This is a genomic window from Aureimonas sp. D3 (assembly GCF_001463805.1).
In the GTDB taxonomy this organism is placed as follows: domain Bacteria; phylum Pseudomonadota; class Alphaproteobacteria; order Rhizobiales; family Rhizobiaceae; genus Aureimonas; species Aureimonas ureilytica_A.
On the sequence record NZ_BBWM01000053.1, the window covers coordinates 1 to 15324 of the forward strand.

A 15324-nucleotide genomic window follows, 5' to 3' on the forward strand; every position below is an offset into this window, starting at 1 on the left:
GGTGCCATCGCCAAGGCCGGGCTCTAGCGAGACGGCGCGGCGGCTAGGGCCGCCTCGATGGCCTTGCGCATCAGCGTCGGCAATCCGGCGGCACTCAGATCGCCGGCCTGTGCCCACCAGCCTGCGTCGGTCGGCTCGGCTTGGATCGTCGCCAGCCAGACTTCGAGCGTCAGGTCGAAATGGGTGAAGCCGTGGGTGACTTCGCCCGCGCGCCGCCAGTCGGCCGCGAAGGGCGCCGCGTCAGGTCCCGTCGCTCCGTCAGTTTTCGAACTCCAATCCGTGGTGAAGGGTTCGGCCATGCCCCCGAGCATTCCCGAGGCCGGTCGGCGGCGGAGCAGGATCGCGCCGTCGTGCGCTCGCCGGGCGACGAAAGCCGCACCACGCCGAGACGGTTTCGCCTTCTTGGCGAGTTTCTTCGGAAACTGCTCCTGCCGCCCCTCTTGTCGCGCCACGCAGCCTTCGCTGACAGGGCACAGGATGCAGGTCGGCGATCGAGGCGTGCAGATGGTAGCACCCAAATCCATCATGGCCTGGGCAAAGTCGCCGGCGCGGCTCTGTGGCGTCATCTCCGCGACGCGCAGGCGTATCTCCTTGCGCGCGGCGGGCAGGGGCGTTTCGATGGCGTAGAGGCGCGTCGTCACCCGCTCGATATTGCCGTCCACAACCGGCGCAGGCTCGTCGAAGGCGATGGAGGCGATGGCCGCTGAGGTGTAGTCGCCGATCCCGGGAAGATCGCGCAAGGCATCGGCGGTTTCGGGAAAGCGACCGTTGCGATGGCGCGTTACCTCGCGGGCGCAGGCGAGAAGGTTGCGGGCGCGGGCGTAATAGCCAAGCCCCGCCCAGGCGGCCATGACATCCTCGTCGGCCGCGTTCGCCAGCGCTTGGACATTCGGCCAGCGCTGCGTGAAAATGGCGAAATAGCTTTTGACGGCGGCCACCGTCGTTTGTTGCAGCATGACCTCCGACAGCCAGACCCGGTAGGGATCGGGCCGCACGCCCCGCGCGCGGTCGCCGGGTGAAACGCGCCAAGGCAGGCTGCGGGCATGGCGATCATACCAGCCCAGCAATCGATCCGAAAAAGGCGGCAGTTCGCTCATGCCGGCCTCGCGGCTTGACTTCGGGCGGGCGCGCGTCCATCCGACGCGCTGATCGCCGGCAGCCGTGATGCCGCCGTCCAGCGGGATATGTTCTTGAAGATCGAATTCTTCGTCATCAACCTCGACCGCTCGCCCGAACGCCTCGCCGCCATCCGCGCGGAAGCCGCCGCCTCGGGCATCGACCTGATACGGGTCGCTGCCGTGGATGGAAAGAGCGTGCCGGACGCGGAACGCGTGCTTCTCGATCGGTCCGGCTTTTTGCGCGACCATGGGAAGCGGCCGATGGACGGGGAATATGGCTGCTATGCCAGCCATCTTGCGGCCTTGCGCCGCATCGCCGCCAGCGAGGCGGAGGCGGGCGTGATCTTCGAGGACGACATCAAGCCGCTGCCCGATCTCGCCCCCGTTCTGGAAGCCCTGGCGGATCGGGACGATTGGGACGTGGTGCGCTTTGCCCATCATCGCCGCGCGGCGCGCAAGGTGGTGCGCGACCTCCCACGCGGCCGCCAACTCTGCGCGACCTATTTCGGGCCGACCGGGAGCGCTGCCGCCTATATCGTTCGCAGCGAGGCGGCCGGGCGGCTGGCCGATGCGCTCACCCCGATGCGTCTTCCTTATGATGTCGCGTTGGAGCGCGGCTGGGCGACGGGCCTGCGCACCTATGACATCTGGCCCGATCTGGTCGGCTTCGGATCGCTGTCGAAGACCAGCCTGACGCGGGAAACCAGCCAGTACGCCGCGATGAAACTTCCCGCATGGCGGCGTCTGCCGACGCTGGCCTTCCGCACGCAGGATCTGGCGCGGCGCATCTGGCGCACCGCGACCATGGGACGACACACGGCATGACCATGATGGGCCGGACGCTTCTTCTGCGCCGCAGGATCGACCCTTTCATTCTGGGCGGCGGGGTGTTTCTACTCGGCCTCATGCTGGGTGCGGGCAAGGCCGCCTTTCTGTTTTTCGCGCTTTGCGGCCTCTACCTCGCTCTGATCCGTCACCGTGCTTGTCGAAGCGCGCCGGTGGTTTTCTCCGGCCTGCTTCTCGCTTGGTCCCTTTGGCAGATCGGCCTCAGCCTCCTGCGCGGAGAGCCGGTCTCGGGGAACCGGGTTCTTTCCTATGCCGCCATCGAGCTGGCCTTCGTGTTTTTTCCGATCGGGCTCTGCCTCGTGAGACGACCGGCGGACGCGCTGGCGACGGGCGCACGTCTCGCCCTCATGGCTTTGCTGGTGGCAACGCCGATCAACTATCTCATGGTCGGCGATCGCGTCGGGCTCGGCGCGAACGAGGCGCTGTTTGCCTACGTGGCGGGCGTGGTCGGGCTGGCCGCCCGGCTGCCGGCGGTTCGCCCTTGGCGCTGGCTGCCCAATGCCGCGGGATGGACCTATCTTTCGATCGTTCCGATTCTTCTGTCGGGAACGCGCGCGGCTCTCGTAGTCGTGGTCTTCGCGGCACTTGCGGATATCCTGCGCGTGGCTGGCGGCGGGCGGTTCCGCGTCTCGTGGAAACTCGCCATTGCCGCAGGCCTTGGCTTGATTCTTTTGGCCTACCCCGCCAGTCGGGTGCTGAGCGAGCGTTTCGAGAGCGGCGTCAGCGAAGTGCAGAATTTCGAGGCGACCGGAGACGTCACGGGTTCGGTGGATGTGCGACTCGTCATGTGGAAATCGGCCTTGCTCGTCATCGGCGAGCATCCGCTGATCGGGGTTGGCGGAACGCACAAGATGGAAGCCGCCGGTGAGAAGGCCGGTCGCAACGCCTATATGGTTACCTACTACCAGCACCTGCACAATTTCGTTCTGGACGAGGCGATTTCGAGCGGACTGATCGGCCTCGTTCTCATGCTCTCGGTCTTTGCGAGCTTTCTGGTCACGGTGTTTCGTCGGACGGCATCGCGCGATCTGCGCGAAGTTTCCTGTCTTCTCGTCGCCTTTCTCGTGTCCTTCGGCTCGTTTCACGGCGTCCTCCTGAACGAATGGACGTTGATCGTGTTGTTCGGCACGATGGGAACCGTTCTGGCGACGATCGCACGGCAGCGACATTTTCGCCCTGAGTCAGACCTTAAGGGAACACGATGAAGGACGGAGGAGACAAGAGCACACGACCGTCGAAGCCGCGCGGGCCGCGCCCGCTCGCCGATCTCGTGTCCGATCTGGTGGACCCGATCGTGTCCAAACGGGCGGGAATGACGGCTGGGCTTCTCTCGGCTTGGTCGGAGATCGCCGGCCTCCGGCTCGAACAGGGATGCCGGCCTGAAAAACTTCTTTGGCCGCCGAGGCGCAGCGATGACGATCCGTTCGAGCCGGCGACGTTGGTGGTCGCCTGCGAGGGGGCCTATGTCCTGCGCCTTCAGCACGAAGCGCAGGACCTGCTGACGCGGGTCAACGGCTATTTCGGCTATCCCGCCGTCTCACGCCTTCGCATCGTTCAGAAGCCCGTGCAGATTCACCGTGTCAGCCGCAAGGTGCCGTCCAAGCCGATCGGCCCCGGCGATCGCCAAATGATCGCGGAAGCGACCTCGCGAATCGAGAACCCGCGCCTTCGCTCCGCGCTGGAGCGCTTCGGCGAAACCGTGCTCGGGCGCAACGCCGCCGAACGCGATCGGGGCGGACGATAGTCGTTTTCGACGGGTTTTGCCAGCGGACAGGCGCGCTTACGTTGGATTTGCCACATTTCCTGCGCTAGGTCGGGCATGGCGAAGCCGATGGGGCTTCTTTCGCGAAAGGCCGAGTCGAGATCATGACCCTCCCGAACGAGACGACCCGCATCACATCCGGCGTGGCTTCGAAGCGCAGACGTACGGTCCTCGTCGCGGGCGCGGCCATCCTGGCGATGACGCTGGGTGCGGCGGGAACGGCCTGGAGCCAAAGCGCGACGCCGGCGCAGACCCCCGCCGCCAGCCAGCCGGAGGCCCGCGCCACCAACCCGTCCGCCGCCAAGCCGCCCGCTTCCGAAGGCAAGGTGGACGTGGCCAAGCTCATGGCGCCGCAGGCCCTGCCGGACGTGGTGATCGGTAAGGCCGACGCGCCTGTGACGATCGTCGAATATGCCTCGATGACCTGCTCGCACTGCCGCGACTTCCATTCCGAGAGCTATCCGGCGATCAAGAAGGACTATCTCGATACGGGCAAGGCAAAGCTCATCCTTCGCGAGTTCCCCTTCGACCCGCGCGCCGTTGCCGCCTTCATGCTGGCGCGTTGCGCTGGTGACGAGCGTCGCACCGCGATGGTCGATGTCCTGTTCGACCAGCAGCGGGACTGGGCGGCCGCCGAGAATGCCTCCGTCGCGCTCCTGAAGATCGCGCAGCTCGCCGGCATGTCGCAGGATCAGTTCAAGGCCTGCCTCCAGAACACCGAGCTGCAGGGCAAGGTCGTGGCGGTGCAGGAAGCCGGGCAGAAGGAGTTCGGCGTGTCCGCGACACCCACCTTCTTCATCAATGGCGACAAATATGCCGGTGCCATGTCGGCCGATGAGATGGCGGCGATCATCGACAAGCATCTCTGAGACCATCGAAAGATCGAACCATTCGATCTTTGAGATGAAATTGCTCGGATGCCGCGCTGCAGCATTGGCGCGGCACGCCTATTTGCGTAAAGATCGCAGGCTGAAGTGATCGCGGTTTCGAAGCCGCCGGGATAGTCAGATATTTCGATGGCCAAAAGACTGTTCACCTTCCGACGAGGTGCCGCCGATCGAACGGCCGATGCGACGGAAGCGCTCGGGCTGAAAGGCTCGAACCTCGCTGTTCTGGCATCTCTCGATTTGCCGGTGCCGCCGGGGTTCACGATCTCGACGTCGGCCTGGCGCGAGGCCGTGGCGGCGGGGAGCGATCTTCCCCCGGCGCTGCGAAACGAAATGCTGGCGGCCATCGAATGGCTGGAAGGAGTGACGGGGCGCACCTTCGACGGCTCCGACAAGCCTCTGCTTCTGGCGGTGCGCACCAGCGCTCGCGCCATCATGCCGGGGCTGGCCGACACGGTTCTGGATGTCGGCCTCAACAACCGGACGGTCGAGCGCTTGGCGCAGGAACTCGGTGATCTCGGCTTCGCCTTTCGCAGCTATCGTCGTTTCATCGAAAGCTATTGCTCGCTGGTCTATAGCATGGACCCCGGCGAGTTCGACGAGGTGGCCGACAAGCAGCGCGAGCGTTCCGGCTGGCAAGGCGGCGAGCCCCATTCCCTCGTGGATTGGCGCACGCTCATCGGCGCTTACCTGTCCTTCGTGGAGGACGAGGTGGGCGAGGCGATGCCGCAATCGCCTCTCGAACAGCTTTATCGCGTAGTGGAAGCAAGCTTTGCAAGCTGGCGCGGCCCGGTCGCGCGGGCCTTTCGTATGGTGCACGGGATCGGCGAGAACGCCGGTCTGGCCGTTACCATCCATGCCATGATCTTCAACGAGCGGGGTGAGAAGTCCGGGACCGGGCGGGCCCTCTCGCGCGACCTCAAGACGGGCGAGCCGCAGCTGACCGGCGAGTTCGCGCTCGGCGGCCGGGGCGGCGACGGTATCCAGCCGCACGTGGAGCCGATCGATCTCGGCGCGCCCAGCATTCAATCCCTGTTTCCGGCCGACCTCGGCGCATTGGCCGACCACGCGCGACGCATCGAAGCTCATATGGGCGATGCCTGCGAGATCGATTTCATGGTCGGGGACGGCGAGCTGTTCCTGCTCCAGTCCCGCATTCTCAAGCGCAGCGTGGCGGAGGGCATCCGCATCGCCATCGCCATGACGCGCGAAGGGCTGATCGGCGAGGAAGACGCGCTGCTGCGGATCGAGCCCTCGGCGCTTGACCAATTGCTGCATCCCTCGATCGAGCGCGGCGAAGAGGTCGTCGTCATCGGCAAGGGAATGCCGGCCTCGCCGGGCGCTGCGAGCGGGCAGATCGTTTTCTCGTCCGAACAGGCGATCGCGCTGGCGGCCGAAGGGCGCAAGTCCATCCTGGTTCGCAACGAGACCCTGCCGGAGGACGTGCACGGAATGCACGTGACGGAAGGCGTGCTGACAGTTCGCGGCGGCACGACAAGCCACGCCGCCGTTGTCGCGCGCGGCATCGGCAAGCCTTGCGTCACCGGCGCGGGGGCGCTGCGCGTCAATACCGAGGCCGGCACGCTGACGGCGTCCGGCCGAGTGCTGGAATATGGCGACTGGCTAACGATCGATGGTACGACGGGCGAGGTGATCGCCGGCGCGCCGAAGCTCAAGCGCCCCTCGCTGACCGGCGACTTCGCCACGCTGATGGAATTCTCGGATCGCGCGCGCCGAATGCGCGTGCGCACCAATGCCGAAACGCCGGCCGAAGCGCGCGCGGCGCGGGCCTTCGGCGCGGAGGGCATCGGCCTGTGCCGCACGGAGCATATGTTCTTCGAGGGCGAGCGCATTTCCATGATGCGCGAGATGATCTTGGCGCGCGACGAAGCGGGCCGGCGCGCGGCTCTCGACAAGCTGCTGCCGATCCAGCGCTCCGATTTCATCGAACTGTTCGAGATCATGGCCGGAATGCCGGTGATGATCCGCCTGCTCGACCCGCCGCTGCATGAGTTCCTGCCCAAGGGCGATCAGGAAATCACCGAAACCGCATCCTCGCTCGGCATCAGCGTGGCCGTCGTGAACGAGCGGATCGACGCGCTCCACGAGTTCAACCCGATGCTCGGCCATCGTGGCTGCCGGCTGGCCATCTCTCATCCCGAAATCGTGGAAATGCAGGCGCGCGCGATTTTTGAGGCGGCGATCGAGGCCGGCGAGCGCAAGGGCAAGGCGGTCGTTCCCGAGATCATGGTGCCGCTGGTCGGGCTGCGCAAGGAACTGGATTTCGTCAAGGCGCGCGTAGACGGGGTGGCCAAGCTCGTGATGGCGGAGCGCAACCGCGAGATCACCTATCTCGTGGGAACTATGATCGAATTGCCGCGCGCCATCGTTCGCGCCGACACGATCGCGGAGGTCGCCGACTTCTTCTCCTTCGGCACCAACGATCTGACGCAGACCGTCTATGGCATCTCGCGCGACGATGCCGCGAACTTTCTGTCGGCCTATGAGCGGCAGGGAATCATCGAGCGTGATCCGTTCCAGACGCTGGACATCGAGGGTGTCGGCGAGTTGATCGCGCTCGGCGTCGAGAAGGCGCGCCGCACGCGGCCCGACATTCCGCTCGGCGTCTGCGGCGAGCAGGGCGGCGATCCCGCGTCCATCGCCTTCTTCGAGCGTACGGGGCTGGATTACGTGTCCTGCTCACCCTATCGCGTGCCGATTGCTCGTCTGGCTGCCGCGCAGGCGGCCATCCGGTTCGAGCGCGCTATCCGCACGGCGGCTGCACCTAAAACCCGCACGAGGTTCTAGAGCATTTCCAGCGAAAGCCGAGGCGGCTTTCGCGCCCGGACAATGCGTCTAACCAACCCCTCAAAGCCTCGTCATTCCGCCTTGGACTCGGCGGCTGGACAAGCCGCGTGATCTTCGGAACACTTGACCGCTCAGACGCCGGGCAGCGGCGCGATGGGCGGGAGGAAAGTGTGATGTTGGGCTTGATGCAGGACTGGCCGCTTCTATGCACGAAGGTGATCGATCACGCGGCGCTCAACCATGGCGCGCGCGAGATCGTGTCCCGCTCGGTGGAAGGGCCGATCCATCGCACGACCTACGCTGACGTCCGCATCCGCGCGCTCCGCTTGGCCAAGCGCCTTCAGGCGGACGGCATCCAGTCTGGTTCTCGGGTCGCGACCATGGCCTGGAACACGTGGCGTCACTTGGAATGCTGGTACGGCATCGTCGGGGCGGGGGCGGTCTATCACACGCTGAACCCGCGTTTATTCCCGGATCAGATCGCCTGGATCATGAACGACGCTGAGGATGAAATTCTCTTCGCCGATCTGACCTTCCTGCCCATCCTCGAAGCGGTGGCGCCGCGCGTGCCGAGCCTGCGCCGCATCGTGATCCTGACCGACGAAGCGCATCTGCCGGAGAGCACGCTCGACATCGTGCCCTACGAGACATGGCTGGCCGAGGCGGACGAGGATTTCCAATGGGTCAAGCTCGATGAGCGGGACGCCGCCGGCATGTGCTACACCTCAGGCACGACGGGGATGCCGAAAGGCGTTGTCTATTCGCATCGCTCGAACGTTCTCCATTCCATGATCGCGATCCAGCCGGACGCGATGAACCTGTCCTGCCGCGACCGGATCATGCCCGTCGTCCCACTCTTCCACGCCAACGGCTGGGGCATTGCCTTTTCCTGTCCAATGGTGGGCGCGGCGATGGTTTTGCCGGGGCCGAAAATGGATGGCGCGTCGATCCATGAGCTGTTGACGAGCGAGCGCGTGACCTTCAGCGCGGCGGTGCCGACGGTCTGGATGATGCTGCTTCAGCATCTTCAGGCGAGCGGCGGTCTCCTGCCTGATCTCAAGCGCGTGGTGATCGGCGGTGCGGCTTGTCCGCGCGCCATTCTCGAGGCGTTCGAGAAGCGATACGGCGTGGAGGTCGTCCATGCCTGGGGCATGACCGAAACGAGCCCGCTCGGCACGCTGAACGCGTCGACGCCGGAATGGGACGGTTTGGACGACGAGACGCTTTATACGCTGAAATCCAAGCAGGGCCGCGCCCCGTTCGGCGTCGAGATCAAGGTGACGGATGATGAGGACCGCGAATTGCCGCGGGACGGTCGACGTTTCGGTCGTCTAAAGGTCCGTGGCTTGGCCATTTCCTCGGCCTATCACAAGGGGGCGGGCTCGGAGGCTTTCGGGGCGGACGATTGGTTCGATACGGGTGATGTCGCCCATATCGACGCCAACGGGACCATGCAGATCACCGACCGCGCCAAGGACGTCATCAAGTCCGGCGGCGAATGGATTTCGACGATCGAGCTGGAAAACCTGGCGGTCGGCCATCCCGATGTCGCGGAGGCTGCGGTGATCGGCGTCGCGCATCCCAAATGGGACGAGCGCCCGCTTCTCGTCGTCGTCCCACGCGAGGGCGCGCGGCTGACGCGCCAGGACTTGATCGATCATTTGAACGGACGAGTCGCGCGCTGGTGGATGCCCGATGACGTGGTGTTCGTGGACGCAATTCCGCACACGGCCACCGGCAAGATCCAGAAGATGGAGCTGCGCAAGCAGTTCGCCTCCTATCGTCTGCCGACGAGCGAGAGCGCGGCTTGAACTGTCGCGCCTCGCCGGCATCTGATACACCGCTGAGGACGAAAAGCGGGGCGGCGACGTGGCGGGACATTATCTGACGGGGCGTAGTCGGAGCGCCGACTGGGCGTGGAACTTCGCTCTGTTCGCCCTCGCGCTGCTTCCTGTGTCGGTCCTGTTCTTTCGCCTGCATCTTCTCGATCAATCGGTCCTGTCGCTCTCGCTCGCCCTGGCGGGCGGGCTGGCGGCGCTGGGGCTGCTTCTGGCGGTCTTTGCCATTCTCCTTATCTGGCGCAACGGCGCGCGCGGGGGCGGCCGGGCCATCGGGGCGCTGCTGGTCGGCGGGCTGGCCGCCGCGCCCTTTCTGGGAGCGGCCTATCTCTTCTCGAAATATCCCGAAGGCCATGCGGCCGAGACGACGGGGATGAGCGGGATGGCGCTGTCCGCGCAGCCCATCCAGACGCAGGACGGCGTTCTGGTCGGGCGCGACTTTCAGGCGACGGCTTCGACCGTGTTCCAGGCGGCGCGAACCGCCATGGAAAAGCGCGGCATGGTGCTGGTCGATGTGCGCACACCCGACATGGCGCGCCCGGAAGGGCCTGATCTCGGCGTCTCCGGCACGGTGCTCGTGCCGATCCCGACGCTGCGCGACTCGCTGCGTCTTGATGAAGAGGAAGACGAAGAGACAGACGAGTTCGCCGATCTCGATTCCGACGATTATACAATTCAGGCCACCGCCTATGCGCCGCTCTTCGCGTTCCCGAGCGACATGACGATCCGTATCGTCGAGAATGACGGGACAACCTATGTCGATGTCCGTTCGGTTTCGCGTACTCTGGAGCGCGATCTCGGCGAGAACCGCCGGCTGATCCAGGGTTTTCTGGATCGGCTGGACGAAGCGATGAAGGTGCTGGAAGGCGTCGCGCCCGAAAGCTGAGCTGTTGACGGCTCAGCAGGGCTCGAAACGTCCGCTGAGATCGCAGTCGCTTTCCGTCGCCACCAGCCCGCGCTCGCATAGATTTTCAAGATGCGCGAAGACCGAGAGTGCGGCCGCGCCGTGCAGCGCCACCGGCGTGCTGCGATAGATAGCCTTCACGATCTCAGGAATCGTTCGATCGCCGGCGCGGACACGCTCCAGAATGGCCTGTTCGCGCATGCGCCGGTGTGTGCGCAGCGCCCGCACGAAGGCGAGGGGCTTGGCGATCGGCCCGCCATGTCCGGGCAGATAAAGCGTATCCGAGCGAAGCAGGAGCTTGTCGAGCGAGGCCATATAGTCCGCCATCCCACCATCCGGCGGGGCGACGATCGATGTCGACCAGGACATTACATGATCGCCCGAGAAGAGGATGCCGGATCCCTCCAGTGCGAAAGCCATGTGATTGGCGGTATGGCCAGGGGTCGCGATGCCGGTGATCCGCCCGGCGGCGGTCGTCATGGTCTCTCCGTCTCGCAACGTCCTGTCGGGCCGAAACGCGTGATCGGCGGCGGCGTCCAGACGGTTGATCTCGTTGGCGGCGAGAGGACGCGCGGTTCGATGCGGGCCTTCCGCTGCGACAGGGGCGCCGGTTCGTGCCTTCAAGGCGTCGCACAGGCCGCTGTGGTCGAGATGGGTATGCGTCACCAGTATCGACTCGACGGGCCGACCGTCGATGGCACGCAGCAACGCTTCGAGATGACGCTCGTCCCTCGGGCCGGGGTCGATCACGAGCAATCTGTCCCGGCCCAAAAGATAGGTGTTCGTGCCGGTGAAGGTCATCGGGCTGGCATTGGGCGCCGTCAGGCGCACTATCTCCGGCGCGACTTCGACGGGGCGACCGTGCTCGGGCTGAAAATTCGTATCGAGATCGAGGCTCATCGGCGCATGAGGTCGTCAGGTGGGGCGGTGGAGTCAAGTGGTGTTTGATACCCGGCCGGGCACGGAGTATAGGGCCTGATGACTTGGACCATCGTCGCTCTTTACCGTTTCGTTTCCATTCCGGATCTGGTCTCGCTGCGCGCCGAGCTCTTCGAGTTCGCGCAGGCGCGTGGCATCTTCGGCACGTTGCTACTCGCCTCCGAAGGCGTCAACGGAACCGTTGCCGGCAGCGCCGAGGCCATTGGCGAGCTGGTGGACGAACTCGACCGGCGACTGGGCGTCCACCAGGGCGAGGTGAAATATTCGCAGGCCGCCGAGCGGCCCTTCGCGCGGCTGAAAGTGCGCATTCGCCCCGAGATCATCACCATGCGCGCGCCCGAGGCCGATCCGACTCGGCAGGTCGGAACCTATGTCGCCCCGGCCGACTGGAACGCTCTTTTGGCCGACCCCGACGTTCTCGTGATCGACACGCGAAATCGATATGAGACCAAGGTCGGAACCTTCGAGAATGCCGTCGATCCCGAGATCGACAGCTTTACCGAGTTCAAGGATTTCGTTCGCGAAAAGCTCGATCCCGCGCGCCAGCCCAAGATCGCCATGTTCTGCACCGGCGGCATCCGATGCGAGAAGGCGTCTTCCTTCATGCTGGCGCACGGGTTCTCGGAAGTCTTCCACCTCAAGGGCGGCATTCTGCAATATCTGGAAGATGTTCCCGCCAGCGAAAGCCGGTGGCAGGGCGAGTGCTACGTCTTCGACGGACGGACGGCGGTGGGCCATGAGCTGAGCCAGACGGAGTCCTGGCTGCGATGTTTCGGCTGCGGCTCGCCGATCACACGGGAGGACGAGACCGATTCGCGCTTCGAACCCGGCGTGTCCTGCCCGCATTGCTTCGATCGGCTGACGCCCGAGCGCGCCAGCGCGCTCCGGATGCGCCAATCTCAGATGGCAAAAGGTCGACGCTGACAGGAAGTCGTGGAAATCCCAAGTGTTTGGGTGCGACGCAATTCTTTCGTCACGGCATTGCAACAAAAATTGGGGTAGAAACCTTCGATCCTCAACCGGTGATCGGAGGCGTCCATGCTAACGTTTCGTGACCGTAGAATGCATATAGCTGGCCTCGCCGGTCTTGGAATCACCGGTGCGCTTCTGCTGAGCGACAGGGTCGATTTCGTATCCTTCGCTCGAGGGGCGACCGATGTTCGAAATGACATCTCCACGCTCCAGTCCACTCTTCCAGCTCAGCAGGGGGATGGCAGCATTCTGGAGGAGGTGACGTTCGATGGTCGTCTCGTCACGCTTCAATTCGTTGCGGACGAGCGGATCGAGCTGAACGTCTGGCGGCGCGGCGACGAGAAAGCCCGCTGCGGCATGTGGAAGAAGGCCCTGCGCTCGCGCCAGGTGGCCTCCGTTGAATATCGATACCGCGTCGGCGGCAGCATCTCGTCCGTCTTCATCGATCGCGCAGTCTGTAGCTGAAGCCTATCCATCGAAAGCGGCGTTCAGCTTTCAGGCGATGGGACGGAACCGAACGGACAGGGGCCCGGCGAGCGGGCCCCCCGAATAGGCGTCAGCTGGTCTTGAGCGCCTTGACGATCTGGTCCGCATTGTTGCGGAACATGTCGAGATAGGTCGGGGCCGGACCGTTGCTCGGCGACAGTGCGTCTGAAAAAAGCGAACCGCCGACCTTGGCCTTCGTCTCCCGGCTGATCTGTTCGATCAGGCGCGGGTTGGAGATGTTTTCGACGAAGACGGCGCGGATATGCTGCGCGCGAATCTGGTCGATAATCTTGGCCACGTCCTGTGCGGAGGCTTCCGCCTCGGTGGAAACGCCCTGCGGCGCGATGAACTTCACATGATAGGCCTGGCCGAAATAGCCGAAGGCATCATGGGAGGTGACGATCAAGCGCTGGTTTTCCGGCACTTGGTCGATCTCGGCGCGGACCTTCTCGTCCAGCACCTTCATCTCGGCGATATAGGCGTCGCCGCGCTTGAGATAGTCCTTGGCGTGTTCGGGATCGGCCTTGGCGAGGCCTGCAGCGATGTTCTTGGCGTAGATCTCGCCGTTCTTCAGATCTTGCCAAGCGTGCGGATCGACATGGTCGTGATCATGATCGGCCTCCGCATGGGCCTCGCCGCCATGGTCATGTGCCTCCTCGGCGGCTTCCAGAGCCTGTTCCTCGGGGGTCAGTTCGCGCGGCTTCACGCCTGTGGAGGCGATCACCGTTTCGCCGGAGAAACCGGACGTCTTGACGAGGCGGGGCAGCCAGCCTTCCATGTTCAGGCCGTTCTCGACCAGCACTTTGGCTTCCCCGAGCGCCTTGGCGTCCTGCGGGGTGGGCTCGTAGACATGCGCGTCGCCGTTGGGGCCGACCAGCGTGGTGACGACGACATCCTTGCCGCCGATCTCCTTGACCATGTCGCCAAGGATCGAGAAGGAGGCCACGACCTTCAGCGGCTCGGCGAAGGCGGGGGAGAAGGCAAGCGTCGAGGCGCCAAGCGCCAGCGCGAGGGAAATCGAGCGAAAGACCATCGAAATGTCCTCGAAGGACGGCCGGGTTCAGGGATGATGGCGGAGCTGAATGCTGCGCACGAAAACGCTGTCGATTCGGCCGACAAGGACCGACAGCGCATAGATGACGCTGGCCGAAAGAATGATGGCCGGCGAAGCGGGGAGGTTCTGATGAAAGGACAACAGAAGCCCGACATAGGAGGAAATCAGCCCGATGAGGCAGGAGATGATCATCTGCCCCGTCACGGTGGACGACCAGAAGCGGCTGGCGGTTGCCGGTAGCATCATGATGCCCACCACCATCAGCGTTCCCAGCGCCTGGAACCCGCCCACGAGATTGAGGACGACGAGCGCCACGAAGGCCATATGCACAACGCCGCCGCCGCCGCCGACCGCGCGCAGGAACTGCGGGTCGAAACATTCCGCGACCAGGGGCCGGTAGAGAAGCGCGAGCAGCAGCATCGTCACGGTCGCGATGGAGGCGATGAGCAGGATCGCAGGATCGTCCAGCGCCAGAACGGTGCCGAACAGCACATGGAGAAGATCGACATTCGACCCGTGAACGGAGACGAGAAGAACGCCGATCCCGAGCGAGGCGAGATAGAAGGCGGCGAAGCTCGCATCTTCGCGCAGCGGCGTGTAGCGCGATACGATGCCGGCGAGGCCCGCCACCAGAAGCCCGGTGACGATGCCGCCGATCGTCATGGCGAAGAGCGAGAAGCCCGCGATCAGGAAGCCGACCGCCGCACCCGGCAGGATGGCATGGGACATGGCATCGCCGACAAGGCTCATGCGCCGGAGCACCAGAAGCACGCCGAGCGGGCAGGCGCCCAAGGAGAGGGCGACGCAGCCAACCATCGCGCGACCCATGAAGCCGTAGTCGAAAAACGGGCCGAGCAAAAACTCACCCGGCGTCATGCCGCGACGCTCTCGAACGGATCCACCCAGTTCTCGGAGAGGTTCCTGGCCTCGCGCAGCCGCTCCTTCGTGAGGACGTCCGATGTGTGTCCCCAGCCCACCAGATCGCGGGCGATGAGAAGCGTCTGAGGGAAATGCTCGCGAACGAGTTCGATGTCGTGAAGAACGGCGATGATCGTCCGCCCTTCGGCGTTCCAATTGCGCACGATGCGCAGGAGATCGGCTGTGGTGCGTGCGTCGATGGCGGTGAAGGGCTCGTCGAGCAGCAGGAGCCGCGCATCCTGCACCAGCATTCGCGCGAAGAGCGCCCGTTGCAATTGCCCACCCGACAGAGAGCCGATCACGCGCTTTTCGAACCCCTCCAGCCCGACGGCGCGGATCGCGTCCGCCACGCGGGCGAGATGCGCGCCGGTGATGCGCCCGAAGAAGCCAGCCTTCCGCCAAGCGCCCAGCGACACGAGATCCAGAACGTCGATCGGGAAGCTGCGGTCGATTTCGGCGCTTTGAGGGAGATAGGCGATGTCGTGACGGGAAATATCGTCCAGCCGAATCTGACCATCGGACACGGGAACGAGGCCCATCAGACCTTTCAGGAGTGTGGACTTGCCCGCGCCGTTGGGGCCGACGATAGCCGTCAGGGAGCCTGCCGCGAAACGGCCGGAAATGCGGCGGACAGCCGGCTGGCGGTGATAGGCCAGCGTGAGATCGTCGAGGGAAACGGAAGCGCTCATGCTTTCAGTGTCCCAGAACCCATGCGACGAGGAGCCAGAGCGCCACGATCGGAACGCTGACGAATCCCACACGCTCCAATGCGGATCGACGCAGGGCAGAGGG

At 64.7% G+C, this 15324-nt stretch carries 14 protein-coding genes; 9 read left to right on the forward strand and 5 right to left on the reverse strand.

What is annotated here, in order from left to right; all coding sequences use genetic code 11:
* Positions 1-23: 23 nt before the first annotated feature.
* The gene (mutY, locus tag AUL36_RS15735) at positions 24-1097 is read right to left on the reverse strand and encodes an A/G-specific adenine glycosylase (RefSeq protein WP_062222288.1); all 1074 of its coding nucleotides are present in this window, start codon (positions 1095-1097) and stop codon (positions 24-26) included.
* Between the two features lie 93 nt (positions 1098-1190).
* On the opposite strand from mutY, the gene AUL36_RS15740 reads away from it, so the two are divergent.
* The 7 genes from AUL36_RS15740 (at position 1191) to AUL36_RS15770 (ending at position 10145) form a co-directional block, all read left to right on the forward strand.
* Positions 1191-1943 (forward strand): glycosyltransferase family 25 protein, encoded by a 753-nt coding sequence (locus AUL36_RS15740; RefSeq protein WP_192843849.1) that lies wholly within the window; start codon positions 1191-1193, stop codon positions 1941-1943.
* The gene (locus tag AUL36_RS15745; RefSeq protein ID WP_062222291.1) at positions 1940-3169 is read left to right on the forward strand and encodes an O-antigen ligase family protein; all 1230 of its coding nucleotides are present in this window, start codon (positions 1940-1942) and stop codon (positions 3167-3169) included. The genes AUL36_RS15740 and AUL36_RS15745 overlap by 4 nt, the downstream gene beginning before the upstream one ends.
* On the forward strand, positions 3166-3708 hold the full coding sequence (locus tag AUL36_RS15750; protein ID WP_062222292.1) for a DUF721 domain-containing protein: 543 nt from the start codon (positions 3166-3168) through the stop codon (positions 3706-3708). Before AUL36_RS15745 ends, AUL36_RS15750 begins: the two co-directional genes overlap by 4 nt.
* A gap of 122 nt (positions 3709-3830) precedes the next feature.
* The gene (locus AUL36_RS15755) at positions 3831-4595 is read left to right on the forward strand and encodes a DsbA family protein (protein WP_062222294.1); all 765 of its coding nucleotides are present in this window, start codon (positions 3831-3833) and stop codon (positions 4593-4595) included.
* A 147-nt stretch (positions 4596-4742) separates the two neighbouring features.
* Positions 4743-7421, forward strand: coding sequence for a pyruvate, phosphate dikinase (gene ppdK / locus AUL36_RS15760; protein ID WP_058599545.1), 2679 nt, complete (start codon positions 4743-4745; stop codon positions 7419-7421).
* Between the two features lie 173 nt (positions 7422-7594).
* A complete protein-coding gene (locus tag AUL36_RS15765) occupies positions 7595-9232 on the forward strand; it encodes a long-chain-fatty-acid--CoA ligase (protein ID WP_062222295.1) in 1638 nt (545 codons plus the stop codon).
* Between the two features lie 58 nt (positions 9233-9290).
* Positions 9291-10145 (forward strand): DUF1499 domain-containing protein, encoded by an 855-nt coding sequence (locus tag AUL36_RS15770; protein WP_062222297.1) that lies wholly within the window; start codon positions 9291-9293, stop codon positions 10143-10145.
* A 12-nt stretch (positions 10146-10157) separates the two neighbouring features.
* On the opposite strand, the gene AUL36_RS15775 is transcribed toward AUL36_RS15770, so the two are convergent.
* Entirely contained in the window at positions 10158-11063 is a 906-nt protein-coding gene (locus tag AUL36_RS15775; RefSeq protein ID WP_062222299.1) for an MBL fold metallo-hydrolase, read from the reverse strand.
* Between the two features lie 78 nt (positions 11064-11141).
* On the opposite strand from AUL36_RS15775, the gene trhO reads away from it, so the two are divergent.
* Positions 11142-12026: an oxygen-dependent tRNA uridine(34) hydroxylase TrhO gene (trhO, locus tag AUL36_RS15780; protein ID WP_062222301.1), complete on the forward strand. Its 885-nt coding sequence runs from the start codon at positions 11142-11144 to the stop codon at positions 12024-12026.
* Between the two features lie 138 nt (positions 12027-12164).
* Positions 12165-12539, forward strand: a complete 375-nt coding sequence (locus tag AUL36_RS15785; RefSeq protein WP_058599550.1) for a hypothetical protein — start codon at positions 12165-12167, stop codon at positions 12537-12539.
* Between the two features lie 91 nt (positions 12540-12630).
* Here the strand turns inward: AUL36_RS15785 and AUL36_RS15790 are convergent, their stop codons facing one another.
* Genes AUL36_RS15790 through AUL36_RS15800 form a run of 3 tightly spaced genes read right to left on the reverse strand, consistent with a single transcriptional unit; the run spans position 12631 to position 15221 of the window.
* The gene (locus tag AUL36_RS15790) at positions 12631-13593 is read right to left on the reverse strand and encodes a metal ABC transporter substrate-binding protein (RefSeq protein ID WP_062222303.1); all 963 of its coding nucleotides are present in this window, start codon (positions 13591-13593) and stop codon (positions 12631-12633) included.
* A gap of 27 nt (positions 13594-13620) precedes the next feature.
* Entirely contained in the window at positions 13621-14490 is an 870-nt protein-coding gene (locus AUL36_RS15795) for a metal ABC transporter permease (RefSeq protein ID WP_058633709.1), read from the reverse strand.
* Positions 14487-15221, reverse strand: a complete 735-nt coding sequence (locus tag AUL36_RS15800; protein WP_062222305.1) for a metal ABC transporter ATP-binding protein — start codon at positions 15219-15221, stop codon at positions 14487-14489. Before AUL36_RS15800 ends, AUL36_RS15795 begins: the two co-directional genes overlap by 4 nt.
* Positions 15222-15324 lie beyond the last annotated feature (103 nt).